The 15,765-nt window shown below is 72.1% G+C and carries 15 protein-coding genes and 1 other RNA gene; 11 read left to right on the top strand and 5 right to left on the bottom strand.

The annotated features are described in order from the left end of the window. Window positions 1-20: 20 nt before the first annotated feature. Window positions 21-434, top strand: an RNA gene (rnpB, locus tag ACGH52_RS12040) — RNase P RNA component class A. Between the two features lie 443 nt (window positions 435-877). On the opposite strand, the gene ACGH52_RS12035 is transcribed toward rnpB, so the two are convergent. Beyond that, the gene (locus tag ACGH52_RS12035) at window positions 878-1,927 is read right to left on the bottom strand and encodes an LLM class flavin-dependent oxidoreductase (RefSeq protein ID WP_210977261.1); all 1,050 of its coding nucleotides are present in this window, start codon (window positions 1,925-1,927) and stop codon (window positions 878-880) included. Between the two features lie 330 nt (window positions 1,928-2,257). On the opposite strand from ACGH52_RS12035, the gene ACGH52_RS12030 reads away from it, so the two are divergent. Both ACGH52_RS12030 and ACGH52_RS12025 read left to right on the top strand, forming a co-directional pair. Then, a complete protein-coding gene (locus ACGH52_RS12030) occupies window positions 2,258-3,265 on the top strand; it encodes a glycoside hydrolase family 11 protein (protein ID WP_399938963.1) in 1,008 nt (335 codons plus the stop codon). Between the two features lie 33 nt (window positions 3,266-3,298). Then, window positions 3,299-4,300 carry a polysaccharide deacetylase family protein gene (locus ACGH52_RS12025; protein WP_399938960.1) on the top strand — a complete coding sequence of 334 codons (1,002 nt, stop codon included), beginning with the start codon at window positions 3,299-3,301 and terminating at the stop codon, window positions 4,298-4,300. A gap of 73 nt (window positions 4,301-4,373) precedes the next feature. Here ACGH52_RS12025 and ACGH52_RS12020 read toward each other — a convergent pair whose 3' ends face one another. Together ACGH52_RS12020 and ACGH52_RS12015 are read right to left on the bottom strand one after the other, a co-directional pair. Continuing rightward, on the bottom strand, window positions 4,374-4,715 hold the full coding sequence (locus tag ACGH52_RS12020) for a MazG-like family protein (protein ID WP_059303147.1): 342 nt from the start codon (window positions 4,713-4,715) through the stop codon (window positions 4,374-4,376). 30 nt (window positions 4,716-4,745) lie between these two features. After that, window positions 4,746-5,288 carry a DoxX family protein gene (locus ACGH52_RS12015; RefSeq protein ID WP_121702346.1) on the bottom strand — a complete coding sequence of 181 codons (543 nt, stop codon included), beginning with the start codon at window positions 5,286-5,288 and terminating at the stop codon, window positions 4,746-4,748. A gap of 164 nt (window positions 5,289-5,452) precedes the next feature. Between ACGH52_RS12015 and ACGH52_RS12010 the strand changes: the two genes are divergently transcribed. After that, window positions 5,453-5,779: a nuclear transport factor 2 family protein gene (locus tag ACGH52_RS12010; RefSeq protein ID WP_399938955.1), complete on the top strand. Its 327-nt coding sequence runs from the start codon at window positions 5,453-5,455 to the stop codon at window positions 5,777-5,779. Window positions 5,780-6,020: 241 nt separating this feature from the next. On the opposite strand, the gene ACGH52_RS12005 is transcribed toward ACGH52_RS12010, so the two are convergent. Continuing rightward, window positions 6,021-6,812: an SDR family oxidoreductase gene (locus ACGH52_RS12005; protein ID WP_121702347.1), complete on the bottom strand. Its 792-nt coding sequence runs from the start codon at window positions 6,810-6,812 to the stop codon at window positions 6,021-6,023. A 132-nt stretch (window positions 6,813-6,944) separates the two neighbouring features. On the opposite strand from ACGH52_RS12005, the gene ACGH52_RS12000 reads away from it, so the two are divergent. Continuing rightward, entirely contained in the window at window positions 6,945-8,615 is a 1,671-nt protein-coding gene (locus ACGH52_RS12000; protein ID WP_399938951.1) for an alkaline phosphatase D family protein, read from the top strand. Here the strand turns inward: ACGH52_RS12000 and ACGH52_RS11995 are convergent. Beyond that, the gene (locus ACGH52_RS11995) at window positions 8,602-9,624 is read right to left on the bottom strand and encodes a Gfo/Idh/MocA family protein (protein WP_399938948.1); all 1,023 of its coding nucleotides are present in this window, start codon (window positions 9,622-9,624) and stop codon (window positions 8,602-8,604) included. The two genes, ACGH52_RS12000 and ACGH52_RS11995, sit on opposite strands and share 14 nt — an antisense overlap. Window positions 9,625-9,742: 118 nt before the next feature. Between ACGH52_RS11995 and ACGH52_RS11990 the strand changes: the two genes are divergently transcribed. From ACGH52_RS11990 to ACGH52_RS11965, 6 genes are all read left to right on the top strand, one after another. Beyond that, window positions 9,743-11,041, top strand: a complete 1,299-nt coding sequence (locus ACGH52_RS11990; RefSeq protein WP_076974090.1) for a multidrug effflux MFS transporter — start codon at window positions 9,743-9,745, stop codon at window positions 11,039-11,041. Beyond that, window positions 10,990-12,165: a serine hydrolase domain-containing protein gene (locus tag ACGH52_RS11985; protein WP_399938945.1), complete on the top strand. Its 1,176-nt coding sequence runs from the start codon at window positions 10,990-10,992 to the stop codon at window positions 12,163-12,165. The genes ACGH52_RS11990 and ACGH52_RS11985 overlap by 52 nt, the downstream gene beginning before the upstream one ends. 366 nt (window positions 12,166-12,531) lie before the next feature. After that, on the top strand, window positions 12,532-13,530 hold the full coding sequence (locus ACGH52_RS11980; protein ID WP_399938943.1) for a small ribosomal subunit Rsm22 family protein: 999 nt from the start codon (window positions 12,532-12,534) through the stop codon (window positions 13,528-13,530). A 13-nt stretch (window positions 13,531-13,543) separates the two neighbouring features. Continuing rightward, window positions 13,544-14,206 carry a response regulator transcription factor gene (locus tag ACGH52_RS11975; protein ID WP_171987161.1) on the top strand — a complete coding sequence of 221 codons (663 nt, stop codon included), beginning with the start codon at window positions 13,544-13,546 and terminating at the stop codon, window positions 14,204-14,206. Window positions 14,207-14,265: 59 nt separating this feature from the next. Continuing rightward, entirely contained in the window at window positions 14,266-14,916 is a 651-nt protein-coding gene (locus ACGH52_RS11970) for a TetR/AcrR family transcriptional regulator (protein WP_399938940.1), read from the top strand. A 105-nt stretch (window positions 14,917-15,021) separates the two neighbouring features. Further along, on the top strand, window positions 15,022-15,753 hold the full coding sequence (locus ACGH52_RS11965) for a bifunctional DNA primase/polymerase (protein ID WP_059302856.1): 732 nt from the start codon (window positions 15,022-15,024) through the stop codon (window positions 15,751-15,753). The last annotated feature ends 12 nt before the right edge of the window (window positions 15,754-15,765 follow it).

Genomic DNA, 15,765 nt, shown 5'->3' with positions numbered 1-15,765 from the left:
ACCATGGTCGACACGGCAGACGAGCCGGGCGGGCGGCCGCGTGGAGTCCCTCACGGGACTTCCCGAGGAACGTCCGGGCTCCACAGGGCAGGGTGATGGCTAACGGCCACCCGGGGTGACCCGCGGGACAGTGCCACAGAAAGCAAACCGCCCGGGACCTCGGTCCCGGGTAAGGGTGAAACGGTGGTGTAAGAGACCACCAGTGCCCAGGGCGACCTGGGCAGCTAGGTAAACCCCACCCGGAGCAAGGTCAAGAGGAGACGCCTCCTCGCAAGAAGGGGCGACTCTGCGCGGACGATCGAGGGCTGCCCGCCCGAGTCCGCGGGTAGACCGCTGGAGGCCGGTGGCAACGCCGGTCCTAGATGGATGGCCGTCGCCGGAAGGCCCGCGAGGACCTTCCGGAACAGAACCCGGCGTACAGCCCGACTCGTCTGCCGCCCCTGTGCTGCGCTACGGGTGCACCTGCCACCAGCGGTCCGCCGCGGCGCGAGCCACTTCGGCGTCGTACTGACCGGCGTCGAAGTGGAGCTCCGGCGGCGGGTAGGGCGTCGTCATCCCCGCCCCCGACGGAACTTCCCAGTCCGACCACTGCACGATCTCCCCGAACCGCTGCACTCCGGTTCCCCCAGCTCCAGGCGACGCGCCTCGACGGTGGCCCACAGCGGGCTGGGCCGGCCGGCCGGCAGCACATCAGCCGCGTACGGTCCGCGCCCGCCTTCGCCGACCGCCTCTTCGACCATGTCCTCGCCGTTGACCCAGAACCGCAGCTGTGCGGCGAACCGGGGCCCCGGCGGCAATACCCTGATCTCCAAACGATCGAACATCAGACCAGCCTACGAGGCCCGCTGAGGTCGCTCCATGGCCTCGGCGCGCCCCCTCACGCGAACCCCGGCATCACCCGCTCCGCGATCAGCCTCAGCTGGGTGTCCACGTCTGCCGCTCCCTCCAGGTCCCGGCCCGTGAACGCCCGTACCAGAGCGCGGTCCGTGATCGCGCAGATCATGTGGTTGACGCCGCTGGGGGCGATGTCCCGTTCGATCTTCTCGCGGCACTCCTCGGGCGTGCCCGCGACCGAGAGGCGGTCGGCGATGGCCGGGGAGGTCAGTTCGATGCCGCGGGCCAGGTCGCCGGCGGCGATCGCGTCGATGACCGGCTTCAGTTCCGCCGGGTCGACGCCGTTGCGGCGCAGTTGCTCCTCCGGCATGGAGGAGGCGTAGATGCCGACCATGCTGCGTGCCGCCTCCTTGGCGACCGCCGAGTCGGGGCCGGTAGCGAAGACCACCCACGCTCCGATGTCCAGTGAGCGCCAGTCCTTGCCGGCCCGCTCCGCGCCCGCCCTGATGTGCCGCACCGCGTAGTCGTAGGCCTCGCGGGTGTAGCTCAGGGCGTGGTGGCAGCCGTCCGACAACTCCCCGGCCGCCTCGAAGGACTTCGGCCCGCGCATCGCGCCGAGCTTCAGCGGCAGCCGGTCCTGGACGGGCCGGGCGAAGGTGAACAGGCCGTCGTAGGAGAAGAACTCGCCCTCGTGTGTGATGGCACCCTCGTCGAGGAAGGTGCGCATCACGTGCAGGGCTTCCTTCACGCGGGACAGCGGCCTGGTGCGGGCCCAGTCGATGCGGTACTGGGCCAGCAGGCCGAAGTTGCCGCTGGACAGGACGCCTTCGGCGCGGCCGCCGGAGAGTTCGTCGAGGGTGGCGAGGGCCTGGGCGATCAGCGTCGGCTCGCGCAGCGTCACCGGGGAGACGCTCGGCCCGAGGCGGATGCGGCTGGTGCGGCCCGCTGCCGCGGCGAAGAGCAGCCACAGGTCCTTGTGCCAGGTCTCGTCGGCGGCGTAGCAGGCGTGGAAGCCGAGTTCGTCGGCGAGCCGGATCGACTCCAGGGACTCGGCCAAGGGGTAGTCGGGGAGCATCGCGTAGCTGAACCTCACGAGCCTCAACCTCCGTTGTTCCGTTGGGGGGAACCTGGGGAACGGTGCTCTGCCTCTACCGAGGATGTGAGTCCGGGGCGGGGCTGTCCAGGGAACGGGACCTCGAAAGTTTCGGTGATGCTCATAGTCCTTTCCGGTGGTTTGGGGGAGGGGGCTCCGTAGGCGGTGTGCTGTCTCGCTGTGTGTGCCAGCCGAACTGGGAGTTCCGTCGACAACGGGCGCCTTTCGGGGTGTCGAAGGTTTCGAAATAATTACCGAAACTGTTGACGCTTGATGGGTGCAGGTCAACACTGTCGCCGTTGTCCGAACCGCAGGAGAGGAACACCCCCCATGAACCTGCTCGTCCAACCGAGGCGTCGCAGACGAGGCCTCGTCACCCTGCTCGTCAGGAGCGCCTGGGCCGTCGCCCTCGCCGCCCTCGCCGCGCTGATGCTGCCGGGCACCGCGCAGGCCGACACGGTCGTCACGACCAACCAGGAGGGCACCAACAACGGCTACTACTACTCGTTCTGGACCGACAGCCAGGGCACCGTCTCCATGAACATGGGCTCCGGCGGCCAGTACAGCACCTCGTGGCGCAACACCGGCAACTTCGTCGCGGGCAAGGGCTGGAGCAACGGCGGGCGCAGGACCGTCCAGTACTCGGGCAGCTTCAACCCGTCCGGCAACGCGTACCTGGCGCTCTACGGGTGGACGTCGAACCCGCTCGTCGAGTACTACATCGTCGACAACTGGGGCACCTACCGGCCCACGGGCGAGTTCAAGGGCACCGTCACCACCGACGGCGGTACGTACGACATCTACAAGACGACGCGGTACAACGCCCCCTCCGTCGAGGGCACCCGCACCTTCGACCAGTACTGGAGCGTCAGGCAGTCCAAGCGGACCGGCGGCTCCATCACCACCGGGAACCACTTCGACGCGTGGTCGCGGGCCGGGATGCCGCTCGGCAACTTCAGCTACTACATGATCATGGCCACCGAGGGCTACCAGAGCAGCGGCAGTTCCAACATCAACGTCGGGGGCACCGGCGGCGGTGGCGGCGACAACGGGGGCGGCGGAGGCGGTGGGGGTGCCTGTACCGCGACGCTCTCCGCCGGGCAGAAGTGGGGCGACCGGTACAACCTCAACGTCTCCGTCAGCGGTGCCAGTGACTGGACGGTGACGATGAACGTGCCGTCCCCGGCGAAGGTGCTGGCGACCTGGAACGTCAACGCCAGTTACCCGAGCGCGCAGACGCTGACCGCGAAGTCGAACGGCAGCGGCGGCAACTGGGGCGCCACCATCCAGGCCAACGGCAACTGGACCTGGCCGAGCGTGTCCTGCAGCGCGGGCTGACCACCGCACCAGCGGAGAGGGAGGAATCACTCCATGCGTACTCGTATGCGCACTCGTATGCGTACTCTGGCCACCGGCGTCGCCGTCACCGCGCTCGCCGCCGCGGGCACCGTCGTGGCCGGTGCCGCCCCGGCCCAGGCCGCGGCCTGCAACGGCTACGTCGGGCTCACCTTCGACGACGGCCCCTCCGGCAGCACCCAGGCCCTGCTCAACGCGCTCCGGCAGAACGGGCTGCGGGCCACCATGTTCAACCAGGGGCAGTACGCCGCCCAGAACCCCTCGCTGGTCCGGGCCCAGGTCGACGCCGGGATGTGGGTCGCCAACCACAGTTACACCCACCCGCACATGACCCAGCTCAGCCAGGCCCAGATGGACTCGGAGATCTCCCGGACCCAGCAGGCGATCGCGGGCGCGGGCGGCGGGACGCCCAAGCTGTTCCGGCCGCCCTACGGCGAGACCAACGCGACGCTGCGGTCGGTCGAGGCCAAGTACGGGCTGACCGAGGTGATCTGGGACGTCGACTCCCAGGACTGGAACAACGCCGGCACCGACGCGATCGTGCAGGCCGTCTCACGCCTCGGCAACGGCCAGGTCATCCTCATGCACGACTGGCCCGCCAACACACTCGCGGCCATTCCGCGCATCGCGCAGACCCTGGCGGGCAAGGGACTGTGCTCCGGCATGATCTCGCCGCAGACCGGCCGTGCGGTCGCCCCCGACGGAACCGGCGGCGGTGGCGGCGACAACGGTGGCGGCGGAGGCGGTGGGGGTGCTTGTACCGCGGCGCTGTCCGCCGGGCAGCGGTGGGGGGACCGGTACAACCTCAACGTCTCCGTGAGCGGTGCCAGTGACTGGACGGTGACGATGAACGTGCCGTCCCCGGCGAAGGTGCTGTCGACCTGGAACGTCAACGCCAGTTACCCGAGCGCGCAGACGCTGACCGCGAAGTCGAACGGCAGCGGCGGCAACTGGGGCGCCACCATCCAGGCCAACGGCAACTGGACCTGGCCCAGCGTGTCCTGCAGCGCGGGCTGACCGAGCCGAGCCCGCCCGGTCCGCACCCGTGGTCAAGGCTCACGGGTGCGGCCCTCTTCGGTCGCCCCTTCCTTCACCCACCCAGCGAGCGTCCCGCCACCCGCGCCAGGTGCCTGCCGAAGACCTCCCGGGCCTCGGGTGTCAGGGTCCGCAGGGCCACCATCGCCGTGATCACGACGTCGCACAGCTCCGCCTCCACGTCGTCCCAGGTGTGGGTGACGCCCTTCCGCGGGTTCTGGCCGGTCGCGCCGATCACCGCCTCGGCGACCTCGCCGACCTCCTCCGACAGTTTCAGCATCCGCAGCAGCAGGCCCTCCCTGCCGCCGACGGGCTGGTCCGCCTCCAGCCACGTCCACAGGGCGTCGACGGTGTTCCAGAGGTCGTCGGCGCGCGCGCCGTCCGGGGTGTCGCTCATGTGGAGCAGCGTGCCACGTTCCCGCGGGCGTCAGTCGAAGAGTGTCTCCTGGCGCCCCTCGGCCGCCCGGCGCAGGCGCCTGTTCCGCGCCCCCACGACCACCGTCGTGGCCGCCGCGGTCACCGCGAGGGCGGCCGGGACCATCCAGTTCCGGTTGACCGCGTGGCCGAGGGCGTGGTCGAGGGAGAGGCGGCCGGGGCCGCTGACGGCGAGGCCCGCGGCGGTCAGGCCGAGGGAGGCCGCGTACTCGTAGCCGCCGGCCTGGGCGAAGAAGCCGTTCGGGGCGTGCACCGCCGCGGCGCCCGCCATCGCGCCCGCCGCGGCCGCGCCCGCCGCCGGAGTGGCCAGGCCCAGCGCCAGCAGCGTCCCGCCGCCCGCCTCGGCGAGGCCCGCCGCGGCGGCGCTGGCCCGGCCCGGCGCGTAGCCCATGGCCTCCATGGCCCGGCCGGTCTCCCCGATGCCCGCGCCGCCGAACCAGCCGAGCAGCTTCTGCGTGCCGTGTGCGGCCAGGACGCCGCCGGTTCCCAGGCGGAGCAGCAGCAGCCCCAGATCACGCCGGTCACAGCACATCACGTCGACTCCTCGCGGACAGTGGCGGCTCGTCTGTCCACCGTCTGTCCACCGTCGCCCGTCGGCGGCGTGCGGGCCCGTCACCGGGCGCCGTTCGGGTGGTGGTGAGGGGGTGACAGGCGGTGGGCCCGGTGGCGGGGGCGCGGGTCCGGTGTGACGCTGCGGCCATGACGATTCAGACCACGCGACTCAGCGACCCGGCCGTCCGCGCCTTCGTCGCCGCCGTCAACGCCCACGACCTCGAGGCCTTCCGCGAGCTGCTCGCGCCGGACGCCACCATGGCCGACGACGGAGACGACCGAGACCTCGACCAGTGGATCGACCGGGAGATCTTCTCCTCCAACGGCCACATGGAGGTCGAGAACGAGTCGAACGGCGGTCGTGCCCTCATCGCCCGCTACCGCAACGACACCTGGGGCGAGATGCGGACCCGGTGGGACTTCACCGTGAACGAGGACGGCCGGATCGCCCGCTTCGAGACCGGGCAGGCGTAACCGGGCAGGGGGAGTCGGCAGGCGTCACCGGGAAACGGTGCGGCAGCCGTTCCGTCCACCGGGATCCCGGTGGACGGAACGGCTGCCGCCTCCCCCCTCGGAGTGGTTCACGGAGCGCTGTGGAACGGCCTTGTGGAAGACCAGCGCTTCAAGTGTGGAGTTCTGGTGAAGGAGATTTGAGCATACGTCCTCCACCGGCCGCAATACCGTGGATGTTGAAATTCCGATTGTGTGAATCGACTCAGCCGCGTCCCACGTACGGCATCGCCGTCGCCATGACCGTCGCGAACTGCACGTTGGCCTCCAGCGGCAGTCCGGCCATGTGCCGCACCGTGCGCGCGACGTCGGCGACGTCCATCACGGGCTCGGGTGCCGTCTCCCCGTTGGCCTGGAGCGCGCCGGTCTGCATACCGGCCGTCATGTCGGTCGCCGCGTTGCCGATGTCGATCTGGCCGACCGCGATGCCGTAGCGGCGGCCGTCCAGCGACAGTGACTTGGTCAGGCCCGTCAGCGCGTGCTTGGTCGCCGTGTACGCCACCGAGTGCGGGCGCGGCGTGTGTGCCGAGATCGAGCCGTTGTTGATGATCCGGCCGCCCTGCGGGTCCTGCTCCTTCATCTGCCGGTACGCCGCCTGCGCGCACAGGAACGCCCCGTTGAGGTTGGTGTCCACCACGTGCCGCCAGGCCTCGTAGGGAAGTTCCTCGACCGGCACGCCGCCGGGGCCGAACGTCCCGGCGTTGTTGAACAGCAGGTCCAGTCGCCCGAACCGGTCGCGCACGGCGCCGAACAGGGCCGCCACGTCCTCCGGGCGCGACACGTCGGCGCGGACGGTGAGCGGTGTGCCGCCGCCCGCCGGTGCCGCTGCGGCCGTCTCCGACAGCCGCTCGGGGCGGCGGCCGGCCAGGGCCACCGACCAGCCGGCGGTGAGCAGTTCGACGGCGACCGCCCGGCCGATGCCGGATCCTGCACCCGTGACGACGGCGACCTTCCGTGCGCCGGTGTTTTCCTCGTCGCTGGTTCTCGCGGTGTTCATGAGTCGGCAGCGTACGGGTCGCGGAACATGCGGAACTCATCCGTCCGACATGCGACCGCCATGTCCGCGCCAAGCTCGGGTCGTTCCCGGCGCTTCGAATTCCCCTTGCAACCACCGCAAGGGGAGGAACGGATGACACCCGCGAACCACCAGGCCTCGACCCCGGTCCCGGCCCAGTCGCAGTCCTCGCACGCGCCCGAACTCCGCGCCGCCGCCCGCAGCCTGGGCCGCCGCCGCTTCCTGACCGTCACCGGCGCCGCCGCCGCGCTCGCCTTCTCCGTGAACCTGCCGGCCGCCGGCACCGCGAGCGCCGCCGAGCTGGACGCCGCGCAGCTCTCCGCCGACCCCTTCACGCTCGGCGTCGCCTCGGGCGACCCGCAGCCCGGCTCCGTGCTGCTGTGGACGCGCCTGGCCCCGGTGCCGTACCAGGCCGACAGCGGTCTGCCCGCCAAACGCGTCGAGGTGAGCTGGGAGGTGGCCCTGGACGAACGCTTCCGCCGCGTCGTCAGAAGGGGCCGGACCACCGCCCACCCCGAGTTCCACCACACCGTGCACGTCGAGGTCGACCACCTGGCGCCCGGCCACGTCTACTACTACCGCTTCCGCGCCGGCCGGTACGTCAGCCCGGCCGGCCGCACCCGCACCGCCCCCGCGCAGCACAGCCGGGTCTCCGACCTCGCCTTCGGCCTCGTCTCCTGCCAGAAGTACGACGAGGGGTACTACACCGCGTACAAGCACCTGGCCCAGGAGGACGTGGACATCGTCTTCCACCTCGGCGACTACCTCTACGAGTACGCCGTGAACGCCACCGGCGGCTCCCGCGCCTACCCCGCGGGCACCGTGCCGGCCCACTTCAACCACGAGACGGTGACGCTGGAGGACTACCGACTGCGGTACGCCCTCTACAAGTCGGACCCCGACCTGCGGGCCGCGCACGCCGCGCACCCCTTCATCGTCACCTGGGACGACCACGAGACCGAGAACAACTACGCCGACGAGACCCCGGAGAACAGCGTCCCGCCGGAGGAGTTCCTCATCCGCCGGGCCGCCGCCTACCGCGCCTACTGGGAGAACATGCCGCTGCGCCGGCCCCAGCTGCCCGACGGCCCCGACCTGAAGCTCTACCGCCGTCTGCACTGGGGGCGGCTGGCCCAGTTCGACGTCCTCGACACCCGGCAGTACCGCTCCAACCAGGCGTACGGCGACGGCTGGCAGTTCCCCGGGCCCGAGTCCGAGGACCCGAGCCGCACGCTCACCGGCGACGCCCAGGAGCGCTGGCTGATCAACGGCTGGCACCGGTCGAACGCCCTGTGGAACGTGGTGCCCCAGCAGGTCACCTTCTCCCAGCGGTACAACATGACCACCACGCCGTCCAAGGTCTCCATGGACTCCTGGGACGGCTACCCGGCCTCCCGCGAGCGGGTCCTGGCCGGCGCGCAGGCCGCCGGGATCGAGAACCTCATGGTCCTCACCGGCGACGTGCACGTCTCCTACGGCTTCGACATCAAGCGGGACTTCTCCGACCCCGGCTCCCGGACCGTCGGCACGGAGATCGTCACCACCTCGATCACCAGCGGCCGCGACGGCTCGGCGAAGCCGTCCAACTGGGACACCCTCATGACCGCCAACCCGCACCTGAAGTTCTTCAACGGGCTGCGCGGCTACGCGACGGTGTCCCTGGACCGCCAGTCGGCGCGCACCGACTTCAAGACGGTGTCCCACGTCAGCACCGAGGGCGCGGCGCTCACGACCGCCGGGTCCTTCGTGACGGAGGCGGGGGAGCCGGGGCTCAAGCCGGTGTGACGAGCGGGTCCTTCGCTTCTCCCGGGTAGCGGACGCCGACGCGGTCACGGATCGCGTCGAGCGTCCGCATCACGGCGAGGGTGCCGTCGAGGGGGACCAGCGGCGACTCGGTCTCCCCGGCGCGCAGGGCCCGCATCACCTCCTCGGCCTCGTGCCGCAGGCTCTCGCGGGGCCCGTCGGCCGGGTCGGCGCGGAACTCCTGCGGGTCCCGGCCGGTCCGGTGCAGTACGAAGTGGTCCGGGAAGAAGAAGCCGTTCGGGACGTCGATGCGGCCCTCGGAGCCGGTGATCGACGCGGAGTTGGGCGTACCGCCGGTGATGGAGCAGTGCACCGAGGCGAGGGCGCCGCTCGCGTAGGAGAGCAGCGCGCCCGTCTGGAGGTCCACGCCCTCCTCGGAGAGCACCGCCCGCGCCGCGACGTCCGAGGGCTCACCCAGCAGCAACTGCGCGAACGACACCGGGTACACACCCAGGTCCAGCAGCGCGCCGCCGCCCTGCGCGGGGTCGCGGAGCCGGTGCGTGGGCGGGAACGGGCCCGCGAGGCCGAAGTCCGCCTGGAGGCTGCGGACCTCGCCGATCGCGCCGTCGTCGACCAGCGCCTTCAGGCGCCGCACGAGCGGGTTGCAGTACATCCACATCGCTTCCATGAGGAAGACGTCCTTCGCACGGGCGAGCGCGACCAGTTCCGCCGCCTCGCGCGCGTTCAGCGTGAACGGCTTCTCGCACAGCACGTTCCGGCCCGCCTCCAGGCACAGGCCCGCCGCGGTCCGGTGCGCCGAGTGCGGGGTCGCGACGTACACGACGTCGACGTCCTCGTCCCGCGCCAGGGTTTCCCAGCCGCCGTACGCCCGCGGTATCCCGAACCGGTCGGCGAACGCCTTCGCCGACGCCTCGGTCCGCGAGGCCACCGCCACGACCTCCGCGTCCGGCAGATCGACCAGATCCGCCGTGAACCGCGCCGCCATCCCGCCGGTCGCGAGAATCCCCCAGCGCACCTTCTGCCCGCTCACCGCTGACACCCTGCCCCACCCTCGCTCAGGTTCGCTCGTCGTTCGAGTTTGTTCGTTCGAGTCCGTACGAGCTGAGAGCATAGGTGGCGGATCTGTAGAAGAGGGAGGGGCACATCACATGCCCGAGCGCGGGCCGTCCACGCACATGCCGCACACATCTCAGTCGTCACCCCTACCGCAGACACTGCCCGCCGCCCGGCGCGTCGGTCTGCTCGTCACCCTGATCCTCGGCAGCCTGACCGCCACGCCGCCGCTGGCGATGGACATGTACCTCCCCGCGCTTCCGGAGGTCACCCGGTCCCTGAGCGCACCGGCCGCGACCGTCCAGCTCACGCTCACCGCCTGCCTGGCGGGCATGGCCCTCGGGCAGATCGTGGTCGGCCCGATGAGCGACAAGTGGGGGCGCAGGCGTCCGCTGCTGGCCGGTCTCGCCGTCTACGTCGTCGCCACCGCGCTGTGCGCCGTCGCGCCGACCGTGGAACTCCTCGTCGCCTTCCGGCTGGTCCAGGGACTCGCGGGCGCCGCCGGGATAGTCATCGCCCGGGCCGTCGTACGCGACCTGTACGACGGCGTGGCCATGGCCCGCTTCTTCTCCACCCTCATGCTGATCTCCGGCGTCGCGCCGGTCGTCGCGCCGCTCATCGGCGGGCAGATCCTGCGTGTGACGGACTGGCGGGGCGTGTTCGTCGTCCTCGTGGTGGTCGGGGCGGTGCTGGGCGTCGTCGTGTGGGCCAAGCTGCCGGAGACGCTGCCCGTCGAGGAGCGGCACGCGGGCGGTGTCGGCGACACCCTGCGCGCGATGCGCGGCCTGCTCGCCGATCGGGCCTTCACCGGGTACATGCTCGCCGGCGGCTTCGCCTTCGCCTCGCTGTTCGCCTACGTCGCGGCGTCGCCGTTCGTCATGCAGGAGATCTACGGGGCCTCCGCCCAGACGTTCAGCCTGCTGTTCGGCCTCAACTCGATCGGCCTCGTGGTGGTCGGGCAGATCAACGGCAAGGTCCTCGTCGGGCGGGTCAGGCTGGACCGGGTGCTCGGCCTCGGTCTCGTCGTCGTGATCGCCGCCGCGACCGTGCTGCTGCTGATGTCCCTGGGCGTCTTCGGCGAGGTCGGGCTCGGGCCGGTCGCCGCCGTGCTGTTCGTGCTGATGTCGGCGATGGGCATCAGCCTGCCCAACACCCAGGCGCTCGCGCTGATGCGGGTCAAGACGTCCGCCGGTTCCGCCTCCGCGCTGCTCGGCACGTCCTCCTTCCTCATCGGCGCGGTGGCCTCGCCGCTGGTCGGGATCGCGGGGGAGGACACCGCCGTACCCATGGCCGTGGTCCAGTTGGTGGCGGCGGTGGTGGCGCTCGGGTTCCTCGTCACCCTGTGCCGGCCCTCGGCAGCCGGGCGGGGAGCAGGCAAGGGGGAAGAGAACTGAGCGCTCCGAGACTGCGCGGCGACACCCCGGAGCGGGCCGGACTCGACCCCGGGCAGCTGCGTCGTGTCGTCGCCCAGGTGCACGGCCTCACCAGCGGCGAACGGCCCTGGGCGGCGGGCGCGGTCGTGGCCGTCGGACGCGGGCCCGTGCTCGCCGTCGAGGAGGCGGCGGGCTGGGCCGTGCGGTACGCCTCCTACGATCCGGGCACCGACACGGGCGTGGAGCTGCCCGTGGGCTCGCGGGTGCCGGTGAGCGTGGACACGCCGTTCGATCTCGCCTCGCTGACGAAGCTGTTCACGGCGGTCGCCGCCGTGCAGCAGATCGAGCGGGGCACGCTCGGCATCGACGCGGAGGTCGGCGCCTACCTGCCGGACTTCCGGGCCGCGGCCCGGCACCGCGTCACCGTGCGGCAACTGCTCACCCACACCTCGGGGCTGCGGCCCGAACTCCCGCTGTACGACTGTGCCGACGGCGACGAACGGATGCGGCGGCTGCGGGCGGAGCCGCCGGTGGGGGTGCCCGGCACCTACTGCTACTCGGACCTGAACATGCTGGTCCTGCAGCAGGTGCTGGAGCGCATCACCGGGCGGGGTCTGGACGTCCTCGTGCGGGACGGGATCACCCGGCCGCTGGGCATGACGGCGACGCGCTTCGGGCCGTGTCCGGAGGCCGCGGCCACGGAGGACCAGCGGCGGCCGTGGGCCAAGGTGGACCGGGGGATGCTGCGCGGGGTCGTCCACGACGAGAACGCGTGGGCGCTGGGCGGGGTGGCCGGGCATGCGGGGCTGTTCTCGACGGGGCGGGACCTCGCGGTGTTCTGCCGGACGCTGCTCGCGGGCGGCTCCCACGGGCCGGCGCGCATCCTCGGGCCGGACTTCGTGGAGCTGCTGCTGGCCGAACCGGGGCTGGGCTTCGCGCTGGACCAGCCGTGGTTCATGGGCGAGCTGGCGGGGCGGGGGGCGGCGGGGCACACCGGGTTCACCGGCACGATGCTGGTCCTCGACCGGGCTACGGACACCTTCGCGGTGCTCCTCGCCAACACCGTCCACCCGCGCCGCCGGGCGCCGGACAATCGGCCGCGCGCGGCGTTGTGCACGCGGGTGGCGCGGGCGGTGCGGGTCTGATCCTCCGGCGGTTGAGCCGGGTGCCTGCGGCGCCTGCGGGGTGGGTGGGGGTGCGCGTTGCGCGGTGCGTTGTCTGTGGGTCGGGGCCGCGCCGGGGGGTGTCCGTCCTCGGAACGGCGCGGAATCGGTCGCTTACAGAGGCTCGGGGCGTTGACGCGCCAACCGCTGCGGGCGGACACCCCCCGACACGTCCCCTGCTCGCCGTACGCGGCTACCCCCTAGCTGCGGGCAGTCGTGCCGCTGGGGCGGCACGGGTGGGCGTAGCGGCACCCCGGCAGCGCCGGGCCGCGCGACCCACCCCCGCGCCCACACCCGCGCCGGGTGACCAAGAGACCCGCCCCACCGAGTGCCTCGTACAATCGCCGGGTGAACCACCCCGCCGCCCCCGCCGACACCCTGCGGGCCGCCCTCGCCGACCTCGTCGACGGGTTGCCGCCCCGGCAGGCCGCGCAGGCCGTGGAGCGGCTGATCGCCAACTACCGCGGGGACACCCCGACCGACGCCCCCATCCTGCGCGACCGCGCCGACGTCGTCGCCTACGCCGCCTACCGCATGCCCGCCACCTTCGCCGCCGTGCGCTCGGCCCTTGACGCGTTCGCCGCGGCCGTGCCGGGATGGGTGCCCGGCAGTCACGTGGACGTGGGCGGCGGGACCGGTGCCGCGACCTGGGCCGTCAGCGACACCTGGGACGGGACGCGGCCGGTGACCGTGCTCGACTGGGCCGAACCCGCGCTCGCCCTGGGGCGGGAGATCGCCGCCTCGCTCCCCGCCCTGCGCGAAGTCCGCTGGCAGCGTGCACGGATCGGAGCGGCGCTTCCCCTGGAGAGCGCCGATCTCGTCACGGTGTCCTACGTACTCAACGAACTGACCGGTGCCGACCGCGCCGCCCTCGTCGACGCCGCGGCCGGTGCCGCGCGGGCGGTCGTGATCGTCGAGGCCGGCACGCCCGCCGGGTACGCCCGTGTCATCGAGGCCCGCGACCGGCTGATCGCCGCCGGGTTCCGGGTCGCCGCGCCCTGCCCCCACAGCGCCGCCTGCCCCATCGTGCCCGGCACGGACTGGTGCCACTTCGCGGCCCGCGTCAGCCGGTCCAGCCTGCACCGGCAGGTCAAGAGCGGGTCCCTCGCCTACGAGGACGAGAAGTTCAGCTACGTCGCCGCCACCCGGATGCCCGTCGAGCCCGCCCCTTCCCGGGTGGTGCGGCGTCCGCAGATCCGCAAGGGGCAGGTGCTGCTCGACCTCTGCGAACCCGATGAGCAGTTGCGACGCCGTACGGTCACCAAGCGGCACGGCGACCTGTACAAGGCGGCCCGCGACGCGGCCTGGGGCGACTCCTGGCCGGCCGGGGAGCACCGTGGAACGTGACGTGCACCGCGCCCTGCGGATCGTGATCGCCGAGGACGATCCGCTGCTGCGCGAGGGGCTTGCCCTGCTGCTGCGGGCCGAGGGTCTGGACGTGGTCGCCACCGCGGACACCGCCGAGTCGGTGCTCGCCGCCATCGACGAGCACGAGCCCGACGTGGCCATCCTCGATGTGCGCATGCCGCCGACCCATACCGACGAGGGCGTCCGCGCGGCCGTCGAGGCGCGGCGGCGGCGCCCCGGTCTCGCCGTCCTGGTGCTGTCCGCGTACGTGGAGCAGTCCTTCGCCACCGACCTGCTGACCGGGGGAGTGGGCGGTCTGGGGTACCTGCTCAAGGAGCGCGTCGGGCGGGTCGAGGAGTTCATGGACGCCCTCGGGCGGGTCGCGGGCGGCGGCACCGCCATCGACCCGGAGGTCGTCGCCCAGCTGTTCACCCGGACCCGACAGGACACCCGGCTGGAGCGTCTCAGCCCGCGCGAGCGCGAGGTGCTCGGTCTGATGGCCGAGGGTCTGGGCAACAGCGCCATCGCCGGACGGCTCGTGGTCACCGACGGCGCCGTCCACAAGCACATCCGCAGCATCTTCGCCAAGCTCGACCTGTCCCCGGCCGACCAGGTCGACCGGCGGGTGGCGGCCGTCCTGCACTATCTGGAGAACGCGCGGGCGCCACGTCACTGAGCGGCCGGGCCCAACGCGCGGCGAGACGGTCCGTCTTGTCGACCTGGTAGCTTCGGAGCATGGCCACCATTCGGAAATCCGCCCGCACCACGACCACCGCTCCCGAGCGGCCGCACCCCGACGCCACCCGGCGCAGCCAGCGGTCCCGCCAGGCCATCTACGACGCCGCCCTGGCCCTGGTCGGCGAGGTCGGCTACCCGAAGACCACCATCGAGGGCATCGCCGCCCGCGCCGGCGTCGGCAAGCAGACGATCTACCGGTGGTGGTCCTCCAAGGCGGAGGTCCTGCTGGAGGCATTCCTCGACCTCGGTGAGCAGGCCGTGCAGGGGCAGGGAGCGTCCTATGCCATTCCGGACACCGGCGACATCGCCGCCGACCTCAAGGCCGTACTGCGCGCCACCGTCGACCAGCTGTACGACCCGAAGTTCGAGGCGCCGTCCCGCGCCCTGGCCGCGGAGGGGCTCGTCAACGAACAGCTCGGCCGGGAGTTCGTCGCCAAGCTCCTGGAGCCGTCGCTCCAGCTCCACGTCGACCGTCTGCGGGCCGCCCAGGCGGCCGGACAGGTGCGGCCGGAGATCGATCCGCGCATCGCGCTGGAACTCTTCGTCTCGCCGCTCGCCCAGCGCTGGCTCCAGCACACGGGGCCGGTCTCCTACGACTACACCGACACCCTCGTCGACTACGCGCTGCACGGGCTCGCCCCGCGGTGACCAAAGAAGCCTGACCAGGGAAGTTTGTCCCTTCGCGACCCCGAAGCGCGGAATGGTGCGACGATAGGGCATGCTGGTGCGCACGACGGCGAGGCAAGGGGATAGATGAGCGCGGAGTTCGGCGGTCGGAGCGGTCTGCAGGGCAAACTCTCCTCGTGGCTGCGCGGACGCCGCCCCAAGGAGGCCGCCGGAGACGGGGGCCGGGAGGATCTGCTGCTCGCCGCCGCCGGTGCCGGACTGCCCCTGGCGCCCGCCGCGCACCCCGCCGGATACCGTTGCTCCTGCGACCGCGTGGGCTGTCCCACCCCCGCCCGGCACCCGGTGTCGTTCGCCTGGCAGACGCAGTCCACCACCGACCGCGCCCAGATCGAGCGCTGGGCCCGGCATCAGCCCGAGGCCAACTTCATCACCGCCACCGGCATGGTGCACGACGTCCTGGACGTGCCCCTGGAGGCCGGTCGGGAGGCGCTGGAGCGGCTGCTCGCCGCCGGTGTCGAGGTCGGGCCGGTCGCCGAGAGCGACGACGGACGCATGCTGCTGTTCACCCTCACCCGCGGTACCCCCGAGGAAGAGGACGAGTGGTGGCCCTGCGAGCTGGACTGCCACCCCGAGACCATGGACGAGCACCCCGGGCTGCGCTGGCACTGCCGCGGTTCCTATGTGCTGGTGCCGCCGGCCCGGCTGCCCGGCGAGGACCGGACCGTGCACTGGGTGCGCGGCCCCGAGCACCCGCTGCCCGATCCGCTGACCCTGCTGGAGACCCTCACCGACGCCTGCGCCCGGCATGCCGGTACGGAGAGCGAGCACGAGGGAGCCTCCTGGCCGCTGCGCCGCTGAGCGTCCCGGGCG

It is taken from the genome of Streptomyces sp. BBFR25 (assembly GCF_044590125.1).
In the GTDB taxonomy this organism is placed as follows: domain Bacteria; phylum Actinomycetota; class Actinomycetes; order Streptomycetales; family Streptomycetaceae; genus Streptomyces; species Streptomyces canus_D.
This window is presented reverse-complemented; position numbering and strand designations above follow the sequence as displayed.